This window comes from Micromonospora sp. MH99, from assembly GCF_021442385.1.
In the GTDB taxonomy this organism is placed as follows: Bacteria; Actinomycetota; Actinomycetes; order Mycobacteriales; family Micromonosporaceae; genus Micromonospora.
This window is the reverse complement of record NZ_MUZA01000029.1, coordinates 47,073-67,940: the sequence shown is the minus strand read 5'-3', so window position 1 is coordinate 67,940 and position 20,868 is coordinate 47,073. Positions and strand designations below refer to the sequence as shown.

Genomic DNA, 20,868 nt, shown 5'->3' with positions numbered 1-20,868 from the left:
CGCTCCGGCAACGCCCGCGGCCAGCGCGGCGAGCAGCAGGATCCCGACCAGCGCGCCCCAGCCCGCCGCGAGCGTGGTCACGTCGGTGCGGCCCCGGATCAGGCTGAACCCGACCAGCGCCACCAGCAGGCCGCCCAGCCCGTTGCGCCAGGCCACCGCCGCCGCGCGGACGCGCTCCAGCTCGCCGCGCAGCAGGCCGGCCAGCTGCTGGGCCCGGTGCAGGTCGGCGACGGTCGCGGGCGGCCCCGGACGAAGCCGGATCACGCCTCGACCTCCAGCCACAGCGTCCAGTACGCCCCACAGCCACGCAGCCCGGCGGGACGCCCCGGGTGCTCGGCCTCGCACTCGCACAGCAGCGTCCGGTAACCGGGATCGGAGGCGGCGGCGTCCTTGCGGTACACCTCGTCGACGAGCGTCGTGGTGCTCGGGTGGCCGCACCGGGGGCACCGCCCACTGAGCACCACCGCGAACTCGAATTCCTGCGTCCGGAAGTCCGCCGCGGCCTGCGCGGCGTACGCCTCGTCGGTCACCTCGGCGTACGGCAGCGGGCTCGACACCGGCTCGTCGTCGCGCATCCCGACCTCCCACCACCGACACCCGGACCGTCCACCGTAGTCGGTGGCGGCACCCGGGCCGACCGACCTCGCCGGGGCACTGCCGGATCGGGATCCCGGCTGGCGAGGCGGCGGAATGCCTGCCGTTCCCACCCCCACCGACCGTGGCCGTGCCGCCGTCGAGGCGTGGACTGACCGGGGGCAGTTGCGCGGAGCGACAGGTACCGCAGTCGTCGGCGTGCGACGCTGGGCGCGTGCCGGTGACGCCGGCTCGGGCGGCCGGCCCGGTGCGTGCCGGCGCGACGGCGGAGGGAGCACCATGGCGGGAGTGCCGCAGGTCGACTTCGCGCTCGACACGTACGAGTGCATCGTGATCTATCCCGGCGCGGCCGGACGGGCCCTGCCCCCGGAGACCGTGCAGCGGTTGCAGGCCGAGCACACCGAGCACATGCAGGCGTTGCAGCGCAGCGGGATCATCCTCGTCGCCGGCTCGGTGGACGGCCCGGCGCGCGAGCCGGAGCCGCCGATCGGCTTCGGGCTGGCCCGCACGGGCAGTGTGGAAGACGTACGCAGCGTGCTGGAGGCCGACCCGGCGGTGCAGGCAGGCCTCTACCGGGTGGATGTGCTGACCTTCCTCTGCCCGGCCGGCTCGTTGGAGTTTCCGCTGGTCAAGGCCGAGAGCTGACGGTCGGTCCAGCGACGGGTGTCGTGATGGTGACGGCGGTGTGGCCTGCGCCGGTGCTACGGTCGCGCGCACCGAGGCCCGCGGTCGCGGCGCACCCGGCGTCATCGGCCGGGCCCGGTCGAGGAGACGCCATGAGCTCCGCCGCCACCCCCGATGTCGCATCCGCCGCCGCCCGGCTGCGTGCCCTGCTCGGTGACCGCCTCCACGAGCCGGGCGAACCCGGGTTCGACACCGCCACCCGCCTGTGGAACGCCGCCGTCGACAGTCAGCCCGCCCTGGTCGCCCACTGCCTGGACGCCGACGAGGTGGCTGCGGCGGTCCGCGTCGCCGCCCGGTGCCACCTGCCGGTGTCGGTCCGCTCGGGCGGGCACGACTGGGCGGGCCGGGCACTGCGCGACGGGGGCCTGGTGCTCGACCTGACCGGCCTGCACGCCGTCCGGGTCGATCCGGACAGCTGCACGGTGACGGTGGCCGGCGGTGCCAGCGCCGCCGACCTGCTCGCCGCCGCCGCCCCGTACGACCTGGTGGTGCCCACGGGTGTGGTCCGCGACGTGGGCATGGCCGGCCTGACCCTGGCCGGCGGGTACGGCCCGCTCTGCGGGCGGTTCGGCCTTGCCCTGGACAACCTGCTCGGCGCGGAGGTCGTCCTCGCCGACGGTCGTCGGGTCACCGCCGACCCGCGCCACGACGCGGAGCTGTACTGGGCGCTGCGCGGCGGCGGTGGCAACGTCGGCGTGGTCACCGAGCTGCGGTACCGGGCGCACCGGCTGCCGGCCGTGCTCGCTGGCATGATCATGTTCGCGCTGGCCGAGGCGCCGGCCGTGCTGCGCGGCTACGCGGCGCTGCTCGCCGACGCCCCGGACGAGTTGACAGTCATGGCCGGCTTCCTGCCCGGCCCGGCCGGCGAACCGGTGGTCTCGTGTGCCCGTTCTACAGCGGCCCGGACCTGGACGCCGGCCGCCCGTGGCTGGACCGGCTGCGGGCGCTGGGCACCCCGCTGGTCGACCAGGTCGACCCGCTGCCGTACGCGGACGCGTTGCGCATGTTCGACGGCGGAATGGTCGACGGTAACCACTACCTGCTGCGTACCCGCTGGCTGCCAACGCTCGCCGACGGCGCGGTGGACGCGCTGGTCGACGCCGCCCGGCAGGTCACCTCGCCGTTCTCCGCGCTGGCCCTGCACCACTTCCACGGCGCGGCCACCCGGGTCCGGCTCGGCGACACGGCGTTCGGCCTGCGCGCCGAGCACCTGCTGACCGAGATCATCGCGGCGTGGGCCCCCGGCGGGGAGGTCGCACCGCACCTCGCGTGGGCCGAGCGGACGTCGGAGGCGCTCGCCCCGCTCGCCCTGCCCGGGGGCTACCCGAACCTGCTCGCCCCGACCGAGACCGAACGGGTCCGGCTCGCGTACGGCGCGAACTGGGCGCGTCTGCGCCGGGCCAAGCGGCACTACGACCCTCGTGACCTGCTCACCGCCGTGCCCACGCTGCCCCCGTCGGAGCACCCGGAGTGAGCTCTCGCCGGGAGCGCCCCGACACCGCCCGCCACGACAGGCGTACGATTCCCGGCGCGCGGTCGCCGTTGCCCGTCGCCACAACGTTCCCGGTGCGGCTCCGCCCGCCGGTCCGACGCGCACCCGCGCGTTGTTGGACACCTGTTCCGCTGCCTGCAAGGGGTCGGCCCCGAGTCCGACCTGAAGGAGAGACTAGCCTGATGGGCGTGACACGCCGCGCGAAGATCGTCTGCACTCTTGGTCCCGCCACCTCGTCCCCGGAGCGCATCCGGGGCCTCGTCGAGGCCGGTATGAACGTGGCGAGGCTCAACTTCAGCCACGGCAGCCACGCCGACCACGAGGCGGTCTACCGACTGGTCCGGGAGGCGTCCGAGGCGTCCGGCAAGCCGGTGGCCGTCCTCGCCGACCTGCAGGGGCCCAAGATCCGGCTCGGCCGGTTCGCCGACGGCCCGCACGAGTGGCGCACCGGCGACTCCGTAGTGATCACCGGTGACGACATCCTCGGCACCAAGGAGCGGGTCTCCTGCACCTACCGCAAGCTGCCGCAGGAGGTGAAGCCCGGTGACCGCCTGCTGATCGACGACGGTCGGGTCGCCGTGGAGGTCACCGACGTCACCGGCAACGACATCCGCTGCCTGGTCACCGAGGGCGGCCCCGTCTCCAACAACAAGGGCGTGTCGCTGCCCAACGTGGCGGTCAGCGTGCCCGCCATGTCGGACAAGGACGCCGAGGACCTGCGCTTCTCCCTGGGGCTCGGCGTCGACCTGGTCGCGCTGTCCTTCGTGCGCTCGGCCGAGGACATCAAGCTCGTCCACAACATCATGGCCGAGGAGGGCGTGTTCCGGCCGGTGCTGGCCAAGGTCGAGAAGCCGGAGGCCGTGGACCACCTGGAGGCCATCGTGCTGGCCTTCGACGGTGTCATGGTCGCCAGGGGCGACCTCGGCGTGGAGATGCCGCTGGACGAGGTCCCGCTGGTGCAGAAGCGGGCCGTGCAGTTGTGCCGGGAGAACGCCAAGCCGGTCATCGTGGCCACCCAGATGCTCGACTCCATGATCGAGAATTCCCGCCCCACCCGGGCGGAGGCCTCCGACGTGGCCAACGCGGTGCTCGACGGCGCGGACGCGGTGATGCTCTCCGGCGAGACCAGCGTCGGCAAGTACCCGGTGCTGACCGTCAGCACCATGGCCAAGATCGTGACGACCACCGAGGCCGGTTCGATCGGCGTGCCGCGCCTGCAGCACGACCCGCGTACCCACGGCGGCGCGCTCACCGTGGCCGCCTCGTCGATCGCCCGGGCCATCAACGCCAAGGCGCTCGTCGCCTTCTCGCAGACCGGCGACACCGTCCGCCGGCTCTCCCGCCTGCACTGCGACCTGCCGCTGCTCGCGTTCACCCCGGTCCCCGAGGTGCGTGACCAGCTCGCCCTGACCTGGGGCGTGGAGACCTTCCTCATGCCGTTCGTGCAGCACACCGACGACATGTTCCGCCAGGTCGACCAGGCGCTGCTCGGCCTCGACCGGGCCAACCCCGGTGACTACGTGGTGATCGTGGCGGGCAGCCCGCCCGGCACCCCCGGCTCGACCAACACGCTGCGCGTCCACCAGCTCGGCTCGCTGGTCGACGCCGCGTCGGCGCGGGCGCTGCAGTGAGCGACGGTCGGGTCGCGGTCGGCCAGGCAGCGGTCGACCAGCTGCTGGAAGTGCTGGACCTCGACCCGACCGGGGAGATGACCTTCCGGGGGATGAGCCCCCCGGTCGGTCCACAACGGGTGTACGGCGGCCAGGTTGCCGGTCAGGCACTGGTCGCCGCCGGCCGCACGGTGGACCCGGAGCGGTTCGTGCACTCGCTGCACGGCTACTTCGTCCGCCCCGGTGACCCGGTCGAGCCGATCGAGTACCAGGTGGAGAACATCCGCGACGGCAGGTCCTTCTCGGTGCGCCGGGCGGTCGCCCTCCAGCACGACAAGCCGATCTTCTTCATGTCGGCGTCGTTCCAGCGGACCGAGGAGGGGCTGGACCACCAGGCACCCGCGCCGCTGGACGTGCCCGCCCCGCAGGACGTGCCGACGATGTCCGACCGGCTCTCCCGCTATCCCGAGCGTCTGGGCATCTGGGGGCAGATCCCCCGCCCGATCGACGTGCGTTACGTGGGGGAGCCCGGCTGGGTCCGCCCCGGCGACCGGCCCGCCGACCCGCACCAGCGGGTCTGGATGCGCATCGACGGCAAGCTGCCCGACGACCCGCTGCTGCACGCGTGCGCGCTCACGTACGCCTCGGACCTCACCCTGCTCGACTCGGTGCTCTCCGTGCACGGTGAGGTGTGGGGGCCGGGCGGTGTGGTCGGCGCGAGCCTGGACCACGCGCTGTGGTTCCACCGGCCGTTCCGCGCCGACGAGTGGTTCCTCTACGACTGCTGGAGCCCGTCGGCGTCCGGCGCCCGAGGGCTGGCCACCGGCCGGATGTTCACCACCGACGGCCGACAGATCGCCAGCGCCGTGCAGGAGGGTCTGCTGCGCCGCGTCGGAGCCTGATCCGCCGTTGCTGTCCCGCGTGATCCGGCGTTGCTGTCACGCCTGATCCGGCGTTGCTGTTACGCCTCGAGGATGGCCTCGCCGGCGATTTCGATCTGCACGGTCTTGCCGACCAGAACGCCGCCGCTCTCCAGCGCGACATTCCAGAGCAGGCCGTAGTCCTCCCGGTTGATTTCGGCGGTCGCGCTGAATCCGAAGATGTTCTGTCCGTACGGATCACGCCGGGCACCGCCGAAATTCACCTGAAGGTCTACCGCGCGGGTGATCCCCTTTACCGTCAACTCGCCGGTGAGCACGAATCGATTGGCCTCGGACTGCGGCGGGGGATTGTGACTTCTGCCTCGTCCGCCAAGTCGGTGGTTTCGCAGGCGGGCCCAGTAGAAAATCGGGTCCTCGTTGCTCTGCCAGTTAATGCCCGTGCTTCGATATTCGAGCGTGGGATAACTCTCCACATCGAGGAAGTCGGCGCTTTTGAGATGCGTGTCCCGGTCGACGCTTCCGGTGGAGATGCTGGCCGCCGCGATGGTGGCGGTCACCCCGGAGCGCAGCGGATCCTCCGCCACGAAGATCTCCGCGCTCGCCTCGGCGAACTCGCCCCGAACCGGGCTCACCATCATGTGGCGGGACAGGAAACCGATCCGCTTGTGCGCCTGATCGAGGCGATAGGTGCCGGCGATCGGGATGGTCATGCCATCCCAGGTGCGTGTGGCGACATCGGTCATCGTGTTGCCTTCCCCCCGGGTGGATCCGGGTGTTTATCAATGTCCTGCCCGAGCCGGGGTAACCGGTCCCGCAGTCATACCGCCCGCCCAGCATAAGGACGCTCCGAATCGGCATTCCGGGCCCCACCGGGTGATGGATCACGGCGTACGACGTTATTGGCTATTCGTCGATGCGTGACCGATCGGCCGAGGGTCGCCGAACCGGCAGGATGACCTGCGGGCTAACCTTGCCGGCATGCGTCTCTCCGCCCGGGTCGACTACGCCCTCCGCGCGGCCGCCGAGCTCGCCGCGACGGCCAGTGGCCCCGGGCGGGGGCGGCCGGTCACCGCCGACCAGATCGCGCGTGCGCAGGAGATCCCGCCGAAGTTCCTTGAGAGCATCCTGCTGCAACTGCGTCGGGGTGGCATCGTGCACGCCCAGCGCGGCCCGGAGGGCGGCTACTGGTTGGCCCGCCCGGCCGAGGAGATCTCCCTCGCGGAGGTGATCCGGGTGATCGACGGGCCGCTCGCGCACGTCCGGGGGCAGCGCCCCGAACAGCTCGGCTACCACGGTCCGGCCCGTGCCCTGCAGGAGGTCTGGATCGCGCTGCGCGCCAGTGAGCGGGAGATCCTCGAACTGGTAAGCGTCGCCGACGTGGCCGCCGGCACGTTGCCGCCCCGGGTCACCGAGCTGGTCGCCGACCCCCGCGCCTGGATCTGAGCCCGCGCCCGGTCTGCGCCTGCGTCCGGTCTGCGCCTGCGTCCGGTCTGCGCCTGCGTCCGGTCTGAGCCTGCGTCCGGTCTGAGCCTGCGTCCGGTCTGAGCCTGCGTCCGGTCTGAGCCTGCGCGGGTCTGAGCCTGCGCCCGGTCTGAGCCTGCGCGGGTCTGAGCCCGCGTCCGGTCTGGGCCTGCGCGGGTCTGAGCCCGCGTCCGGTCTGGGCCTGCGCGGGTCTGAGCCCGCGTCCGGTCTGAGCCCGCGTCCGGTCTGAGCCCGCGCGGTTCTGAGCCCGCGCTTCACGCTCTATGGCGGCGCGGCTTCGCGAGATCTTGGACAGTTTCCGTTCGCGTCGAACGGAAACTGTCCAAGATCTCGCCGTGGTGGTGCGTGCGCGGTCGCGGCGCCGTGCGCGGGGGTGCGTCCGGGCGGTTGGTCTGCGGGGATGCGTGGCAGTGCCGGGGTACGTCGCCCGCTGGTCCGGCCGGGCTGTGCCGCGCGGTGGCGTCCCATCCCCCGGTCGGGGGCTTGACCCGTGCTGTCCCGTGGCGCATTGTCGACCAAGTCGATAGGAGATACCGAAAAGTCAGGGGGCGCTCGTGCGCAAGCTACTGGTCCTCGCTCTGGTCGGGCTCGTCGCGCAGTTGATCGATGGTTCGCTCGGTATGGCGTACGGGTTGACCTCGTCCACGTTGCTGCTGGTCGTCGGGGTCGCCCCCGCCGCCGCCTCGGCGTCGGTGCACCTGGCCGAGATCGGCACCACGCTCGCGGCCGGGGTCGCGCACTGGCGGTTCGGCAACGTCGACTGGCGGGTGGTGACCCGCATCGCCCTGCCCGGCGCGATCGGCGCGTTCGCCGGAGCCACCCTGCTCAGCTCGATCTCCACCGAGTCGGCGGCGCCGTGGATGGCCGCCATCCTCTTCGCCCTCGGCGCGTACCTGCTGGTGCGCTTCGCCCGACCGCTGCGAACCGGCCGGGCCGGCGGGCGGCTGCGCGGCCGCTTCCTCGGCCCCCTGGGCCTGGTCGCCGGCTTCGTCGACGCGACAGGCGGCGGCGGGTGGGGCCCGGTCGCCACCCCGGCGCTGCTGGTCTCCGGTCGCATGGAGCCCCGCAAGGTGATCGGCTCGGTCGACACCGCCGAGTTCGTCGTGGCCGGCGCCGCGAGCGTCGGGTTCCTGATCGGGCTGGGCACGGAGGGGTTTCTGCTCCCCACCGTCGTGGCCCTGCTGATCGGCGGGTTGATCGCCGCCCCGCTGGCTGCCTGGCTGGTGCGCATCGTGCCCGCCCAACTGCTGGGCGCGGCGGTCGGTGGCGTGATCGTGCTGAGCAACGCCCGCACCCTGATCCGGTCCGCCGGGCTGGACGGCCCGCTCCGCCCCACCCTGTACGCCCTGCTGGCCGTCGGTTGGCTGACCGCGCTCGTCTTCGCCGTGCGGGCCCTGCACCGCACCCGCCGAGCCCGCGCCACCGTCGCGACCGCGACCGCCGCGACCGCCGCCACCCCCGCGACCGTCACTACCACCGTCGCGACCGCGACCGCGACCGCCGCAACCGCCACTACCACCGCCGCCGGAGCGTCGGCGGTTTCTCAGTCGGCCCCGTTTCGGCCGGGTGCTGTCGTTTCGGGCGTCGCAGTAGCCGGTGCTGTCGGCGACGGCACGCCGGCCGGTCTCACCGTCGTCGGAACGCCGGCCCCGCGCTGATCCGGCTGCCGGATCGGAGCCGCCCCGCCCTGACCCGCGCCGCCAGGCCGGCCAGGTTGCGGATTCCTGCCGGCGTCATGGCGGGAGATCGACTGCGGATCGCCGATCTGGCGGTGTCCCCGCGCCGTTATGCCGCCACATCGGCGACCTGGAGTTGACCAACGGCGCCCGCGCAGTCAGCGGCCTGCCGGACCGGCAGGGACGCTCGCGCGGTCAGCCGGGACGCGCGCGGTCAGCCGGGACGCGCGCGGTCAGCCGGGACGCGCGCGGTCAGCCGGGACGCGCGCGGTCGGCCGGCGCTCGCGCGGTCAGGGTGTCAGCAGCTTGTCCGCCGCCTCGGCGAGGAGCGTCCACGCCTCGTCGACGTGCGCCTCAACGGTCTGCGGTGCGCCGACGGCCAGTCGCAGCGTGTACCGGCCGGCCACGCGGGTGTGGGTCAGGTGGACGCGTCCGGTGCCGTTGACCTGGGCCAGCAGCTCGGCGTTGGTGTCGTCGTCGGCGCGTAGCCGGAAGCAGACCAGCGAGAACGGGTGCGCCGCGGCCAGCTCGAACCGGTCGTCGGCGCGGACCCGGTCGGCGAACCGGGCGGCCAGCGCCACGCCGGAGCGGATGTGCGCCCGTAGCCCCTCGGCGCCGTACCAGCGCAGCACGAACCACAGCTTCAGGGCCCGGAAGCGGCGGCCGAGGGGCACCTGCCAGTCCCGGTAGTCGATCACCGCCCCGGACTCGGAGGCGGCGTTGCGCAGGAACTCCGGGAGCACGGTCAGCGCTTCGATCAGCTCGGCGCGGTCGGCCACCCAGAACGCGTCGCAGTCGAAGCCGGTGAGCAGCCACTTGTGCGGGTCGAAACAGTAGGAGTCCGCGTACTCCAGGCCGGCGTGTGACCAGCGCAGCTCGGGGCAGACGGCGGCGGCGCCCGCGTACGCCGCGTCGACGTGCAGCCAGATCCCGTACTCGGCGCAGATCGCCCCGATCTCGGGCAGCGGATCGACGGCGGTGGTGGAGGTGGTGCCGATGGTGGCGACGACGATGGCGGGTACGTCCCCGGCGGCCAGGTCCGCCTCGATCGCGGCCCGCAGCGCGGCGGGGCGCAGCGCCTGGGTGTCCGGGTCCACGTCGATCGGCCGGATCCCGTCGCCGCCCAACCCGGCGATCCGTACGGCCTTCTCGATCGAGGAGTGCCCGTGCACTGAGGTGTACGCGCGGTAGCGCCGGTCGATGCCGGCGACGCGCCAGCGACCCGCGCTGGCGCGGTGCAGGGCGGCGAGGGTGGCCACCAGGGTCGCCGAGGAGGCCGAGTCCTGGATGACGCCGCCGCCGGCGCCGCTCGACCGGAAGCGCTGCGGCAGGTCGAGCAGCTGGGCCAGCCAGTCCATCATGACCGTCTCCAGCTCGGTGCAGGCCGGGCTGCTGGCCCAGAGCATGCCCTGCACGCCGAGCCCGGAACTGACCAGGTCGCCGAGCAGGCTCGGACCGGACGTGTTCGCGGGGAAGTAGCCGAAGAAACCAGGGTGCTGCCAGTGGGTCAGGCCCGGTAGGACTATCGCGTCCAGATCGGCGAGGACCGCCTCGACCGGCTCGCCGCCGGTGGTGGGCGGCGCGCTCGGCAGGGCCTCGGCGACCGTTCCGGGTGGGTCGGCCGGGGCGACCGGCCGCTGGTGCAGCGTCGTCCAGTAGTCGGCGATCCAGTCGACGACGGCGTGGCCGGCGCGGCGGAACTCGTCCGGGTCCATGTGTGGGGCGCTCACCCGGACGAGTTGATCAGGCCAGCGGGGGAGGGTCAAGAGCCGCATGGCGTGACGGTCGTCGATATTGCGGAGCGGAAAGCGCTTGCCCTACGATGCGGCTGAGCCGGATCCGCGAGTTCCAGGGCGTTTCACCCCGACCAGATCGCCGTTCGCCGTCACGTCGGCGGGCCGTTCACCGTGCTTCCCGGGCAGGGCAGGTGGACCACAGCGGTCATCACCGGATCCTCCGGAGGCAGTTCATGCACCCGTTACGACAACGGTTCATCCTGCTGGCCGCGTCGACGGCCGCCGCCGTCGTGGCCGGCACCGTCGGCACTGTCGTCGCCTCGGCCGCCGCCGTCGGCTGTCGCGTCGACTACCAGGTCAGCAACCAGTGGCAGGGCGGTTTCGGCGCCAGCGTCACCATCACCAACCTCGGCGAGGAGGTCAACGGCTGGGCCCTCACCTGGTCGTACGCCGCCGGGCAGCAGGTCACCCAGGCGTGGAGCGCCACCGTCACCCAGTCCGGCGCACAGGTGACCGCGCGCAACGTCGACTACAACGGTGCCCTCGCCACCAACGGCACCGCCTCGTTCGGGTTCAACGCCTCGTGGACGAGCAGCAACCCGGCGCCGACCAGCTTCGCGCTCAACGGCGTCACCTGCACCGGGGCGCCGGCCACCGACGGCCCGACCACCCCGCCACCCACGACGCCACCGCCCACGACGCCACCGCCCACGACGCCACCTCCGACGATGCCACCTCCGACGACGCCGCCCCCGACGACGCCGCCACCCACGACGCCTCCGGCCGGGGCGAAGCAGATGGAGAACCTGGACCGAGGGTTGATCAGCGTCCGCTCCGGTAGCGGCAACCTGGTGTCCTGGCGGCTGCTCGGCACCGAGACCTCCGGCGTGGCCTTCAACCTCTACCGGGGCTCGACCAGGGTCAACGCCAACCCGATCACCGGCGCCACCAACTACCTCGACAGCGGCGCGGCGGCCGGGTCGGCGTACACCGTGCGGGCCGTGGCGGGCGGCGCCGAGCAGGCGGCGTCCGCGCCCGCCCTGCAGTTCGCCAACGGCTACCTGGACGTGCCGTTGCAGGTGCCGGCCGGGGGCACCACTCCCAGCGGGGAGAGCTACACCTACAGCGCCAACGACGCCTCCGTCGGTGACCTCAACGGTGACGGCACCTACGAGATCGTGCTCAAGTGGGATCCGTCGAACGCCAAGGACAACTCGCAGTCCGGCTACACCGGCAACGTCTACGTCGACGCGTACACCCTGACCGGCACCCGGTTGTGGCGGATCGACCTGGGCCGCAACATCCGCGCCGGAGCCCACTACACCCAGTTCCAGGTGTACGACTACGACGGTGACGGTCGCGCCGAGGTGGCCATGAAGACCGCCGACGGCACCCGCTCCGGCACCGGTCAGCTCATCGGCTCGTCGTCTGCGGACTATCGCAACTCCAGCGGTTACGTGCTCTCCGGCCCGGAGTACCTGACCATGTTCAACGGCCAGACCGGCGCGATCGCATCCACGGTCAACTACGACCCGCCGCGCGGCACCGTGTCGTCCTGGGGCGACTCGTACGGCAACCGGGTGGACCGGTTCCTCGCCGGCACCGCCTACCTGGACGGGCAGCGTCCCTCGCTGATCATGGCCCGGGGCTACTACACCCGGGCGGTCATCGCGGCGTGGGACTTCCGCAACGGCACGCTGACCAAGCGCTGGACGTTCGACTCGAACTCGTCCGGCAACGGCGCCGCCGCCGGCCAGGGCAACCACCAGCTCTCGGTGGCCGACGTCGACGCCGACGGCCGTCAGGAGATCGTCTACGGCGCCGCCACGATCGACGACAACGGTCGGCTGCTCTACTCGACCGGCAACGGGCACGGCGACGCCCTGCACGTCGGGGACCTCGATCCGGGCCGCGCCGGCCTGGAGGTGTTCAAGGTCGACGAGGACGGGAGCAAGCCCAGCTCCTGGTTCGCGGACGCCCGTACCGGTCAGATCCTGTGGTCCACGCCGGCCTCGGGGGACAACGGCCGGGGCGTCTCGGCGGACATCTGGGCGGGCAGCCCCGGCGCCGAGTCGTGGTCCTCGGCAGTCTCCGGGCTCTCCAACACCCGGGGTCAGAACGTGGGCCGCAAGCCGTCGTCGGCCAACTTCCTCGCCTGGTGGGACGGCGACCCGGTCCGGGAGCTGCTGGACGGTACGAAGATCGACAAGTACGGCACCAGCGGCGAGACCCGGCTGCTCACCGGCGACCAGGTGGCGTCCAACAACGGCACCAAGTCCACGCCGGCGCTCTCGGGGGACATCCTCGGCGACTGGCGCGAGGAGGTGATCTGGCGGACCACCGACAGCCGGGCGCTGCGCATCTACAGCACGCCCACGCCGACCAGCACCCGGATCCACACCCTGATGCACGACCCGCAGTACCGGGTGGCGATCGCGTGGCAGAACACCGCCTACAACCAGCCGCCACACCCGGGGTTTTTCATCGGCGATCAGATGGCCAGCCCGCCGACCCCGAACATCTACCTACGTTGATCTGGCGGTCCTGATCGGGTTCGCCTAAGGTGGCAGGCACCGGGCCGCAGCCGCGGAATCCGCACAGCTGCAGCCCGGTGCTCCACACCGCGGCATTCCCGACCCGTCCCGACCGGGAATGCCGTACCACCACCGGCACCAACATTAGGCACCGTCCGGGTCGCGGGGGTGACGCTGACGTGAAGATCGTGTTTCACGCGTCCCGGCGCAGACCCCCCGCCACCTGCTCGGCGATCAATTCGTACGACCGCACCCGGTCCGCCACGTCGTAGACCAGGGTGGTGAGCATCAGCTCGTCCGCGTCGGTGCGCTCCTGCAACTCGGTCAACTGCCGGCGCACCGTCTCCGGCGAGCCCAGCGCCTGACCGTCGCGCCGCTGCAGCACGAACTCCCGCTCGAACTCGGTGTACGGGTAGGCCGCCGCCTCGTCGGGCGTCGACAGCGGTTCCGGTCGACCGGAGCGCAGCTTCAGGAACGACAGCGCGCTCGGCCCGGCCAGCCACTCGGCCCGCTCGTCGGTCTCGGCGCAGACCGCGTTGACGGCCACCATCGCGTACGGCTTGTCCAGCCACTGCGACGGCCGGAAGTTCTGCCGGTACAGCGCCAGCGCCGGCAGGGTGTTCGCCGAGCTGAAGTGGTGCGCGAAGGAGAACGGCAGGCCCAGCAGGCCGGCGAGTTGGGCGCTGAAGCCGCTGGAGCCGAGCAGCCAGACGGCCGGCTGCTCACCCCGACCCGGGGTGGCGATGATCTGCCCCGGCTTCTCTCCGCTGAAGTAGTTCATCAGGTCCGTCAGCTCACGCGGGAAACCCTCCGCGGACAGGCCCTCCATGGTGCGCCGCAACGCCAGCGCGGTCACCTGGTCGGTGCCCGGGGCCCGGCCGATACCCAGGTCGATCCGACCGGGGTGCAGCGCCTCCAGGGTGCCGAACTGCTCGGCCACCACCAGCGGCGCGTGGTTGGGCAGCATCACCCCGCCCGAACCGAGGCGGATCGTCGACGTGTTCGCCGCCAGGTGCGCCAGCAGGACCGCCGGCGCGGAGCTGGCGATCGCCGGCATGTTGTGGTGCTCGGCCACCCAGAACCGGTGGTAGCCCAGCTCCTCGGTGCGCCGGGCCAGCTCGGTGGTGGCCTGCAGGGCCGCGCCGGCGGTGGTCCCACGAGCGACCGGGGCAAGATCAAGAACAGACAACGGTACGGTGATCACACGCAGTGCCAACTCCCTGGCCTGCCCGTTCATTCCGACCGTCGCTCACCCCATCCCGCGGGCCTGCTCGAAGATCAGGCTGGTCTGCGTGTGCTGCACCGCCGGGTCGACCGCGAGATGGTCCAGCACGAAGTCCCGCAGCGCGTCGCCCGACGCCGCCCGCACGTGCAGCACGTAATCCTCCGCGCCGGCCACGTGGAACACCGACACCACCCCGGGCAGACGCACCGACCGGGCCCGGAACGCGTCCACCGCGGCCCGCTCGTGCGCGGTCAACCGCACCGACACCAACGCCTGCAACGGCAGACCCAGCGCGGCCGGATCCACCTCAGCGTGAAAGCCCCGGATCGCCCCGCGCTCGCGCAACGCCCGGGTGCGCGTCAGGCACGTCGACGGCGCCACCCCCACCCGTTCGGCGAGCGCGTTGTTCGGCAGGCGGCCGTCCGCCGCCAGCTCGGCGAGGATCGCGCGGTCCACCTCGTCCAGGGCCGGATACGGCCGCACTTCGTTCGGCTCAGGGGGCATCCGAGCATCCTCCACCGAATCTCCCGACGAAGCCAGCTCTCCTCGCAGAATCATTCACCAAACCATTGCCCAATCGACTCCGGATGTTCGACGCTACCGCCATGACGACGGTGGACACCCGGGCCGTACACGCCGGCCGCGACGACCTGCGCACGCTCGGCGTGCACGTGCCTCCGATCGACCTCTCCACCACCAACCCACTGCCCTCGGTCGACGACGGCGGCAACGCCTACGAACAACTCGCCACCGGCGGCACCCTCCCCGCCGACGGCAGCGCCGTCTACCAGCGGCTCTGGAACCCCACCGTCGCCCGCTTCGAAACCGCCCTCGCCGAACTGGAGGGCACCGCCCAGGCCGTCGCCTTCGCCAGCGGCATGGCCGCCCTCACCGCCACCCTGCTCGCCGCCACCCGCGACGGCCAGCGCCACATCGTCGCCGTCCGGCCCCTCTACGGCGGCACCGACCACGTCCTCGCCACCGGCCTGCTCGGCACCACCGTCACCTGGGCCCACCCCGACCAGGTCGCCGCCGCCATCCGCCCCGACACCGCGCTTGTCGTCATCGAGACGCCCGCCAATCCCACCCTCGACCTCGTCGACATCGCCGCGCTCGCCACCGCCGCCGGCGACGTACCCCTGCTCGTCGACAACACCGTCGCCACCCCCGTGCTCCAACAACCCGCCCGGCACGGCGCCGCCCTCGTCCTGCACAGCGCCACCAAGAGCATCGGCGGGCACGGCGACGTCCTCGCCGGCGTCGTCGCCTGCGACGCCGACTGGGCCGTCCGGCTGCGCCAGGTCCGCGCCGTCACCGGCGCGATCCTGCACCCCCTCGGTGGCTACCTCCTGCACCGCGGCCTGCAGACCCTGCCGCTGCGGGTCCGCGCCCAACAGGCCACCGCCGAGAAACTCGCCGGCTGGCTCGCCGACCACCAGGCCGTACACCGGGTGCACCACCCCTCGGTGTACGACCCGGCGGCGCTGGTCGGCCGCCAGATGGCCGGCCCCGGCAGCCTGCTCGCCTTCGAGGTACGCGGCGGAGCGCCCGCCGCCGCCACCGTCGCCGCCGCCTGCCGACTGATCACCCACGCCGTGTCCCTCGGCGGCGTGGACACCCTCATCCAGCACCCCGCCTCGCTCACCCACCGGCCCGTCGAGGGCGACGCGAAGCCCGACGGCGCGCTGCTGCGTCTCTCCGTCGGCCTCGAAGACCCCGACGACCTGCGCGCCGACCTCGCCCAGGCCCTCGACACGATCGCCTGATCAGCGCAGTTCGCGATTGCCCAGCACCCGGGTCGGTGAGCCCTCCCGAGCCACCCGCAGCATCGCCCGACCGATCCCGTCCGTCGTGGTGACCTGGTTGGGGAACAACCGGCGCAGCGCCGGGACCAGCGGACTGGTCGCCGCGTAGAGCACCCGGTACCACCGCGTCTTCGACACCGCCCCGTACGTCGGCTGGATGAAGCCCGGCCGCGCCGCGTACCCGTTGGGCAGCAGGTCGACGATCGCGTTCTCGGTGCGACCCTTGACCCGCGCCCACATCACCCGACCCTGCCCGGTCGAGTCGGTGCCGACGCCGGAGACGTAGATGAACGTGACCTGCGGGCTCACCTCGGCGAACAGCCGCGCCGCAGCCATCGGAAAGTCGTAGCTGACCCGGGTGTACGCCGCCTCGTCCAGACCCAGCGACGAGACGCCCAGGCAGTAGAAGCAGGCGTCAACGCCGGTCAGCTCCGCGCGGACCGTCTTTAGGTCGCCCACGTCGGGAACGGTCAGCTCCCGCAGCTTCGGATCCTGCCGGCCGGTCGGCCTGCGGCCGACGGTGAGCACCTCGCGCACGTCCTCGGCGAGCAGGCACTCCCGCAGCACACCCTGGCCCACCATCCCGGTAGCACCGAAAACCACCACCCGCATCAGAACCCGCCCTCCGTCGTCGACACCCGCCCAGGCTCCCACGCACGTCATGACCGCCGCCTCCGCCGGTCGATGATGAAGCTGTTGCCCTCGATGTCGGCGCGTCGGCGCGACAACTTCATGATCACTAGAGGTCTGGATGGCCCATCGGCGGTTCAGGACTTAGGGCCGACGTGTCGGTCTAGCGCGGCTACCGCGTCGCGTCGCGCCACCGACAGGGAGTTGCGGCGGTTCATCCGCCAGGAGATACCGAGCAGGTCCAGGCTCCACTGGCAGAGCCCCATGATGTCGGTCGACTCGTTGACGAACATGTAGCGCGGGTAGACGTACTCCTTGCCCCGCACGGTCACCCGGTTGGCGATGCGGCAGCCGTCGGAGTGGAACAGCCCTCTCAGGAAGTAGCCGGGGTGCTGTTCGATGATCGGCCTTTGCCAGTCGGCGAGGACGATCGGTCGATCGTGCTTCCTGCCAGGCCCGTGCTGCGGGAGCAGGCAGGGCCAGTGGAGGCCGTAACTCTGTACGCCCACGCAACCCTGCTTCTGGACCCGTTGCACCTTCGAGGCCAACACGGCTCGCATGGCCACATCGCACGCCTCGATCAGCCCCGGCCAGTCATTGGAACAGTAGATGCGCAACACCGGAACACGCGCCGTCGTCACCAGGTGGCCGTCGCCCAGGTAGAGGCCGAGCAGGTAGGCGTAGGCGGCGGGGTCGGTCGGATTGTCGACATCCGGCCGGCAACGAAAGCATCGGAGCTCGGTGCCGACCCCCGCCCGCTCGGGGCGATCGACGCACCAGTGCCAGACCGTGGAGTAGGGCAGGGCGAGCGAGCGAGCTACCGAGTGGATGTTCTGTCCACGAGCGCGGAGGGCGCGGGCGCGGGCCCGCATCTGCGGTGGGTGCACACCCGCATCGTCGAACACGTGTATGACAAAGTGCCGGGAGCGGGATTCGAACCCGCAAGCCCTTTCGGGCAGAAGTGTTTGAGACTTCCGTGTATGCCGTTCCACCATCCCGGCGGGTGACGCTCACTGTACCCGACTACTCTCATGCGGGAGCATGGGTGGTGACCGTGCAGTGATCGATGGTGGGGGTAGGGCTGGTGGCTGAGATGCCGACGGATGCCGAGCGTAGGCGCGTGCTGATCGCCGAGGACGAGGCGCTGATCCGGCTGGACCTCGCCGAGATGCTTGTCGAAGAGGGCTACGAGGTGGTGGGGGAGGCCGGCGACGGCGAGACCGCCGTGCGACTCGCCGAAGAGCTGAAGCCCGACCTCGTCATCCTCGACATCAAGATGCCGATCATGGATGGGCTGGCCGCCGCCGAACGGATCGCCGGCGCCCGGATCGCCCCGGTGATCATCCTGACCGCGTTCAGCCAGCGGGACCTGGTGGAGCGGGCGCGGGCGGCGGGCGCGATGGCGTACCTGGTGAAGCCCTTCCAGAAGAGTGACCTGGTCCCGGCGGTGGAGATCGCGCTGTCGCGCTACTCGGAGGTCGCGGCCCTGGAGGCGGAGGTCGCGAGCCTGACCGACCGCCTGGAGATCCGCAAGACCGTCGAGCGCGCCAAGGGCGCGCTGATGACGACGTACGGGATGACCGAGCCGCAGGCGTTCAAGTGGATCCAGCGCACGGCGATGGACCACCGGATGACCATGAAGGAGGTCGCCGAGCGGATCCTCGCGGAGACCGCCGGCGGCGAGGTGGCGCAGCAGCCGACCGTCTGAGCGCGTCCGCCCTGCTCGCGGGTCACCGCGCGCGCCGGGCGGTGGTTAGCATCGACGGGTGTCCGTCCGACGGGTGATTGCGGTGTTCGGCCTCTTCGCGCTGCTGCTCGCCGGCTGTGACGGGCCGGCCGCGCCGACCGGTGCACCGTCCGCTGCCGCCGCGCCCGCGCTGCGGCCGTCGTGGCAGGCGTTGACGCTGCCGGCGCCGCCGGGTGGCGCGGGCCGCCTGTTGGTGCGCGACGTGGCGGCGTGTGCGGGCCGCTGGTTCCTGGTGGGCGGTGTCGCGGATGCCGCTGGCGGCACGCGCCCGGCGGTCTGGACCAGCGTGGACGGTACGGCGTGGACGGTCCTGCCGGTGCGGGCGGATTCGTTCTATGGCAAACAGAACGTGCTGTCGTCGGTGGCCTGCCGCGACGGCCGGGTGGCGGTGATCGGCGCGAAGGTCGGCGGGGCGCACGGCTATCCACGGGTGAGCACGTGGCGGCAGGTGGCCGACGGCGCGCTGGTCGAGGTCCAGGCATCGTTCGAGACGTACGGCGGGCCGAAGGCGGTGAACGTGTCCCGCCTGGCGGCGGGCCCGGCGGGCTGGTTGATCGTGGGCAACCGTTCGGCGGGCGCGGCCTCGTGGGTGTCGGCGCCGGAGGCGGCGGAGTTCGCGCTGGTGGAGGGCGCACCGGGGCTGGCGAGTGACAGCACGGGGGTGACCTGGGCGTTCGACGCCGCGGCGACGTCGTCGGGTTGGCTGGCCGTGGGCGGTCTGCTGCCGGCCGGCCGGATCGACCGGGACCCGGCGGTGTGGTCGTCGCCGGACGGGCGGTCGTGGCAGCGCACGGTGTTGCCGGGTGGCCCGGAGTACGAGGAGTTGCAGCGCGTCGTGCTGGCCGGCGGGACGCCGGTGGCGGTCGGGCTGCGGGGGGCGACGTTCGGCGCGTGGCGTCAGGAGGCGGACGGCTGGGTGGCGGCGGGTGCGTTCGGGCGGCGGTCCGCGGCGGGGGTGCCCCAGGTGGCGTCGCTGGTGGGCTCCGGTGATCGGCTGTTCGCCGCGGTGACGGACGGCGGGCGTTACTCGGTGTGGGTGTCGACGGATCGCGGTGGGTCGTGGCGGGAGGCCGCGATGCCGCTCGATGTGGCGGCGGGCGCCGACCGGGATGTCGCGCTGGTCGCGGTGGGTGACCGGTGGTGGCTGGCGGTGGACGACGGTTCGCGGTCCGGGCTGTGGTGGGCGGGCGGGCTTGGCGACTGAGGGGTACGGCGAGGTGGTCCCGGCGGCCCGGCGGCCCGGTTGGCGGATTGTTTGCGCAGGTCAGTCCGACCCTCGGTGGGATCCGCCGCCCCGGGTGGGGGTGCGGGCGCTCCGACCGCCCCTGGGTTTAAGGACCGATCGACGGATTCACCTGTTACGGGCATCGACAGGATTGCCCACGTCTTCGTAACGGTTTCGCAGACCCCGCGTTCAGGCCTTCCGGGACGGTATGCGGTGTCGGTACGCTCCGCCATCACGAGCCGTTACGCAGGGGGCGTCCCTGCGGGGTGGGTGGATCTGCGGTCTGCGTGCTGTCGCCGTCACTACGGGTCAGCCGCGTCCGCATCTGGAGGAGGTCAGGAAGCCGTGAGGCGAAGCTATGTACGGGCGCTGGGCACTGTTGCGCTCGCCGCGACCCTGGTGGTCGCGGCCGGTTGCCAGGATTCCGGTGGCGGCGACGGTGGGACCGCGTCCGGTGACTGCGGTGGCAAGATCGCGATCTTCGGCGCGTTCACCGGTGACAACGCGGGTCTGGTGATCCCGTCGCTCAACGGCGCGAAGCTCGCCGTGAAGCAGTTCAACGAGGCGAACCCGAACTGCAAGGTCGAGATGCAGCCGTTCGACACCCAGGGTGACCCGGCTGTGGCGACCCCGTTCGCGAACCAGATCGCGGGTGACAAGTCGTTCCTCGGTGTCATCGGTGGTCACTTCTCCGGTGAGTCGGACGCCACCATGCCGATCTACCAGGCCGCCGGCCTGGCCATGATCAGCCCGTCGGCGACCCGGACGGACCTGACCCAGAAGGGCAACACGTCCTTCTACCGCGTCGTCGGCAACGACGGCACCCAGGCGGGCGCTGTGGCGACCTACCTGAAGGCGCAGAACGCCGCGAAGGTCTTCATGATCGACGACGGCAGCGCGTACGGCGCGGGCATCACCGCGGAGCTGGGCAAGAACCTCGGCGCCTCGCTGGCCGGCAAGGACAAGATCCAGGAGAAGCAGGCGCAGTTCGACGCCACCATCTCCAAGATCAAGTCGGCGCAGGCGGACTTCGTCTTCTACGGCGGTTACACCCGTGAGGCCGCGCCGCTGGTGAAGCAGATGCGCGCCGCCGGTATCCAGGCCAAGTTCGTCGGCCCGGACGGTCTGTACGACCCGGCCTTCCCGAAGGGTGCCTCCGGCGGCGCCGAGGGCGCGATCATCACCTGCCCGTGCCTCCCGGCCGACAAGGCCGGCGGCACCTTCTCCGCTGACTACCAGAAGGAGTACGGCATCGCGCCGGGCTCCTACGGTGCTGAGGGCTTCGACGGCGCCAAGGTCTTCCTGGACGCCTTCAAGGACGGCAAGAAGACCCGGCCGGACATCCTGGCGTACGTGAAGTCGTACGACAAGCAGGGTGTGTCGAAGTACATCAAGTTCGACGCTAAGGGCGACGTCGACCCGTCGAAGGTCGTCATCTGGGCCTACCAGATCAAGGGCGAGGCCATCGAGCCGCTGCAGGAGCTCAAGCTCAGCTGACGCCATGGCGATGGAGTGCGGCCGGGGTGTCTCACCCCGGCCGCACTCGA

Annotated in this window: 20 protein-coding genes and 1 tRNA gene; 12 read left to right on the top strand and 9 right to left on the bottom strand. The window is 71.9% G+C overall.

Features of this window, described 5'->3' with window-relative positions; genetic code table 11:
• Together B0E54_RS17235 and B0E54_RS17230 are read right to left on the bottom strand one after the other, a co-directional pair.
• Positions 1–264, bottom strand: a 264-nt coding sequence (locus tag B0E54_RS17235) for a hypothetical protein (RefSeq protein WP_234584556.1), incomplete at its 3' end; no start/stop codon positions are given.
• Entirely contained in the window at positions 261–575 is a 315-nt protein-coding gene (locus B0E54_RS17230) for a hypothetical protein (protein ID WP_234584555.1), read from the bottom strand. The genes B0E54_RS17230 and B0E54_RS17235, both read right to left, overlap by 4 nt.
• Before the next feature lie 298 nt (positions 576–873).
• Between B0E54_RS17230 and B0E54_RS17225 the strand changes: the two genes are divergently transcribed.
• The 5 genes from B0E54_RS17225 (at position 874) to B0E54_RS17205 (ending at position 5,282) form a co-directional block, all read left to right on the top strand.
• Positions 874–1,239 carry a YciI family protein gene (locus B0E54_RS17225; protein ID WP_234584554.1) on the top strand — a complete coding sequence of 122 codons (366 nt, stop codon included), beginning with the start codon at positions 874–876 and terminating at the stop codon, positions 1,237–1,239.
• Between the two features lie 131 nt (positions 1,240–1,370).
• Positions 1,371–2,495 (top strand): FAD-binding oxidoreductase, encoded by a 1,125-nt coding sequence (locus tag B0E54_RS17220; RefSeq protein ID WP_234584553.1) that lies wholly within the window; start codon positions 1,371–1,373, stop codon positions 2,493–2,495.
• Positions 2,411–2,752 (top strand): BBE domain-containing protein, encoded by a 342-nt coding sequence (locus B0E54_RS17215; protein ID WP_234584560.1) that lies wholly within the window; start codon positions 2,411–2,413, stop codon positions 2,750–2,752. Before B0E54_RS17220 ends, B0E54_RS17215 begins: the two co-directional genes overlap by 85 nt.
• 200 nt (positions 2,753–2,952) lie before the next feature.
• Positions 2,953–4,401, top strand: a complete 1,449-nt coding sequence (gene pyk / locus B0E54_RS17210) for a pyruvate kinase (protein ID WP_234584552.1) — start codon at positions 2,953–2,955, stop codon at positions 4,399–4,401.
• The gene (locus B0E54_RS17205) at positions 4,398–5,282 is read left to right on the top strand and encodes an acyl-CoA thioesterase II (protein WP_234584551.1); all 885 of its coding nucleotides are present in this window, start codon (positions 4,398–4,400) and stop codon (positions 5,280–5,282) included. Before pyk ends, B0E54_RS17205 begins: the two co-directional genes overlap by 4 nt.
• A 59-nt stretch (positions 5,283–5,341) precedes the next feature.
• Here the strand turns inward: B0E54_RS17205 and B0E54_RS17200 are convergent, their stop codons facing one another.
• Positions 5,342–6,004 carry a YceI family protein gene (locus tag B0E54_RS17200; protein ID WP_234584550.1) on the bottom strand — a complete coding sequence of 221 codons (663 nt, stop codon included), beginning with the start codon at positions 6,002–6,004 and terminating at the stop codon, positions 5,342–5,344.
• A 235-nt stretch (positions 6,005–6,239) separates the two neighbouring features.
• Here B0E54_RS17200 and B0E54_RS17195 point away from each other — a divergent pair, with 235 nt between their 5' ends.
• On the top strand, positions 6,240–6,704 hold the full coding sequence (locus B0E54_RS17195; RefSeq protein WP_053658213.1) for an Rrf2 family transcriptional regulator: 465 nt from the start codon (positions 6,240–6,242) through the stop codon (positions 6,702–6,704).
• 593 nt (positions 6,705–7,297) lie between these two features.
• On the top strand, positions 7,298–8,401 hold the full coding sequence (locus B0E54_RS17190; protein ID WP_234584549.1) for a sulfite exporter TauE/SafE family protein: 1,104 nt from the start codon (positions 7,298–7,300) through the stop codon (positions 8,399–8,401).
• 308 nt (positions 8,402–8,709) lie between these two features.
• Here the strand turns inward: B0E54_RS17190 and B0E54_RS17185 are convergent, their stop codons facing one another.
• Positions 8,710–10,149: a pyridoxal-dependent decarboxylase gene (locus B0E54_RS17185; RefSeq protein ID WP_234584548.1), complete on the bottom strand. Its 1,440-nt coding sequence runs from the start codon at positions 10,147–10,149 to the stop codon at positions 8,710–8,712.
• 239 nt (positions 10,150–10,388) lie between these two features.
• Here B0E54_RS17185 and B0E54_RS17175 point away from each other — a divergent pair, with 239 nt between their 5' ends.
• Positions 10,389–12,689 (top strand): cellulose binding domain-containing protein, encoded by a 2,301-nt coding sequence (locus B0E54_RS17175; protein ID WP_305076135.1) that lies wholly within the window; start codon positions 10,389–10,391, stop codon positions 12,687–12,689.
• A 193-nt stretch (positions 12,690–12,882) separates the two neighbouring features.
• Here the strand turns inward: B0E54_RS17175 and B0E54_RS17170 are convergent, their stop codons facing one another.
• Together B0E54_RS17170 and B0E54_RS17165 are read right to left on the bottom strand one after the other, a co-directional pair.
• Positions 12,883–13,893, bottom strand: coding sequence for an LLM class flavin-dependent oxidoreductase (locus B0E54_RS17170; protein ID WP_308195370.1), 1,011 nt, complete (start codon positions 13,891–13,893; stop codon positions 12,883–12,885).
• A 45-nt stretch (positions 13,894–13,938) separates the two neighbouring features.
• A complete protein-coding gene (locus tag B0E54_RS17165; protein ID WP_234584546.1) occupies positions 13,939–14,418 on the bottom strand; it encodes an Lrp/AsnC family transcriptional regulator in 480 nt (159 codons plus the stop codon).
• 83 nt (positions 14,419–14,501) lie between these two features.
• On the opposite strand from B0E54_RS17165, the gene B0E54_RS17160 reads away from it, so the two are divergent.
• The gene (locus B0E54_RS17160; RefSeq protein WP_234584545.1) at positions 14,502–15,680 is read left to right on the top strand and encodes a PLP-dependent aspartate aminotransferase family protein; all 1,179 of its coding nucleotides are present in this window, start codon (positions 14,502–14,504) and stop codon (positions 15,678–15,680) included.
• Here B0E54_RS17160 and B0E54_RS17155 read toward each other — a convergent pair whose 3' ends face one another.
• The 3 genes from B0E54_RS17155 to B0E54_RS17145 form a co-directional block, all read right to left on the bottom strand.
• Complete coding sequence (locus tag B0E54_RS17155) at positions 15,681–16,331, bottom strand: epimerase (RefSeq protein WP_234584544.1); 651 nt, start codon at positions 16,329–16,331, stop codon at positions 15,681–15,683.
• A gap of 155 nt (positions 16,332–16,486) precedes the next feature.
• Positions 16,487–17,221, bottom strand: a complete 735-nt coding sequence (locus B0E54_RS17150; protein WP_234584543.1) for a transcriptional regulator — start codon at positions 17,219–17,221, stop codon at positions 16,487–16,489.
• 46 nt (positions 17,222–17,267) lie between these two features.
• Positions 17,268–17,350: transfer RNA gene (locus B0E54_RS17145), tRNA-Leu, on the bottom strand.
• Positions 17,351–17,433: 83 nt separating this feature from the next.
• Here B0E54_RS17145 and B0E54_RS17140 point away from each other — a divergent pair.
• From B0E54_RS17140 to B0E54_RS17130, 3 genes are all read left to right on the top strand, one after another.
• Positions 17,434–18,057 (top strand): ANTAR domain-containing response regulator, encoded by a 624-nt coding sequence (locus B0E54_RS17140; protein ID WP_234584542.1) that lies wholly within the window; start codon positions 17,434–17,436, stop codon positions 18,055–18,057.
• 58 nt (positions 18,058–18,115) lie between these two features.
• Complete coding sequence (locus tag B0E54_RS17135) at positions 18,116–19,300, top strand: hypothetical protein (RefSeq protein WP_234584541.1); 1,185 nt, start codon at positions 18,116–18,118, stop codon at positions 19,298–19,300.
• Between the two features lie 366 nt (positions 19,301–19,666).
• Positions 19,667–20,818: a branched-chain amino acid ABC transporter substrate-binding protein gene (locus tag B0E54_RS17130; RefSeq protein ID WP_234584540.1), complete on the top strand. Its 1,152-nt coding sequence runs from the start codon at positions 19,667–19,669 to the stop codon at positions 20,816–20,818.
• Positions 20,819–20,868 lie beyond the last annotated feature (50 nt).

Coding starts and splice junctions, on each gene's coding strand:
- B0E54_RS17230 (WP_234584555.1), bottom strand. CDS start 575: ATGCGCGACGACGAGCCGGTGTCGAGCCCGCTGCCGTACGCCGAGGTG.
- B0E54_RS17225 (WP_234584554.1), top strand. CDS start 874: ATGGCGGGAGTGCCGCAGGTCGACTTCGCGCTCGACACGTACGAGTGC.
- B0E54_RS17220 (WP_234584553.1), top strand. CDS start 1,371: ATGAGCTCCGCCGCCACCCCCGATGTCGCATCCGCCGCCGCCCGGCTG.
- pyk (WP_234584552.1), top strand. CDS start 2,953: ATGGGCGTGACACGCCGCGCGAAGATCGTCTGCACTCTTGGTCCCGCC.
- B0E54_RS17200 (WP_234584550.1), bottom strand. CDS start 6,004: ATGACCGATGTCGCCACACGCACCTGGGATGGCATGACCATCCCGATC.
- B0E54_RS17195 (WP_053658213.1), top strand. CDS start 6,240: ATGCGTCTCTCCGCCCGGGTCGACTACGCCCTCCGCGCGGCCGCCGAG.
- B0E54_RS17175 (WP_305076135.1), top strand. CDS start 10,389: ATGCACCCGTTACGACAACGGTTCATCCTGCTGGCCGCGTCGACGGCC.
- B0E54_RS17165 (WP_234584546.1), bottom strand. CDS start 14,418: ATGCCCCCTGAGCCGAACGAAGTGCGGCCGTATCCGGCCCTGGACGAG.
- B0E54_RS17160 (WP_234584545.1), top strand. CDS start 14,502: ATGTTCGACGCTACCGCCATGACGACGGTGGACACCCGGGCCGTACAC.
- B0E54_RS17155 (WP_234584544.1), bottom strand. CDS start 16,331: ATGCGGGTGGTGGTTTTCGGTGCTACCGGGATGGTGGGCCAGGGTGTG.
- B0E54_RS17150 (WP_234584543.1), bottom strand. CDS start 17,221: ATGCGGGCCCGCGCCCGCGCCCTCCGCGCTCGTGGACAGAACATCCAC.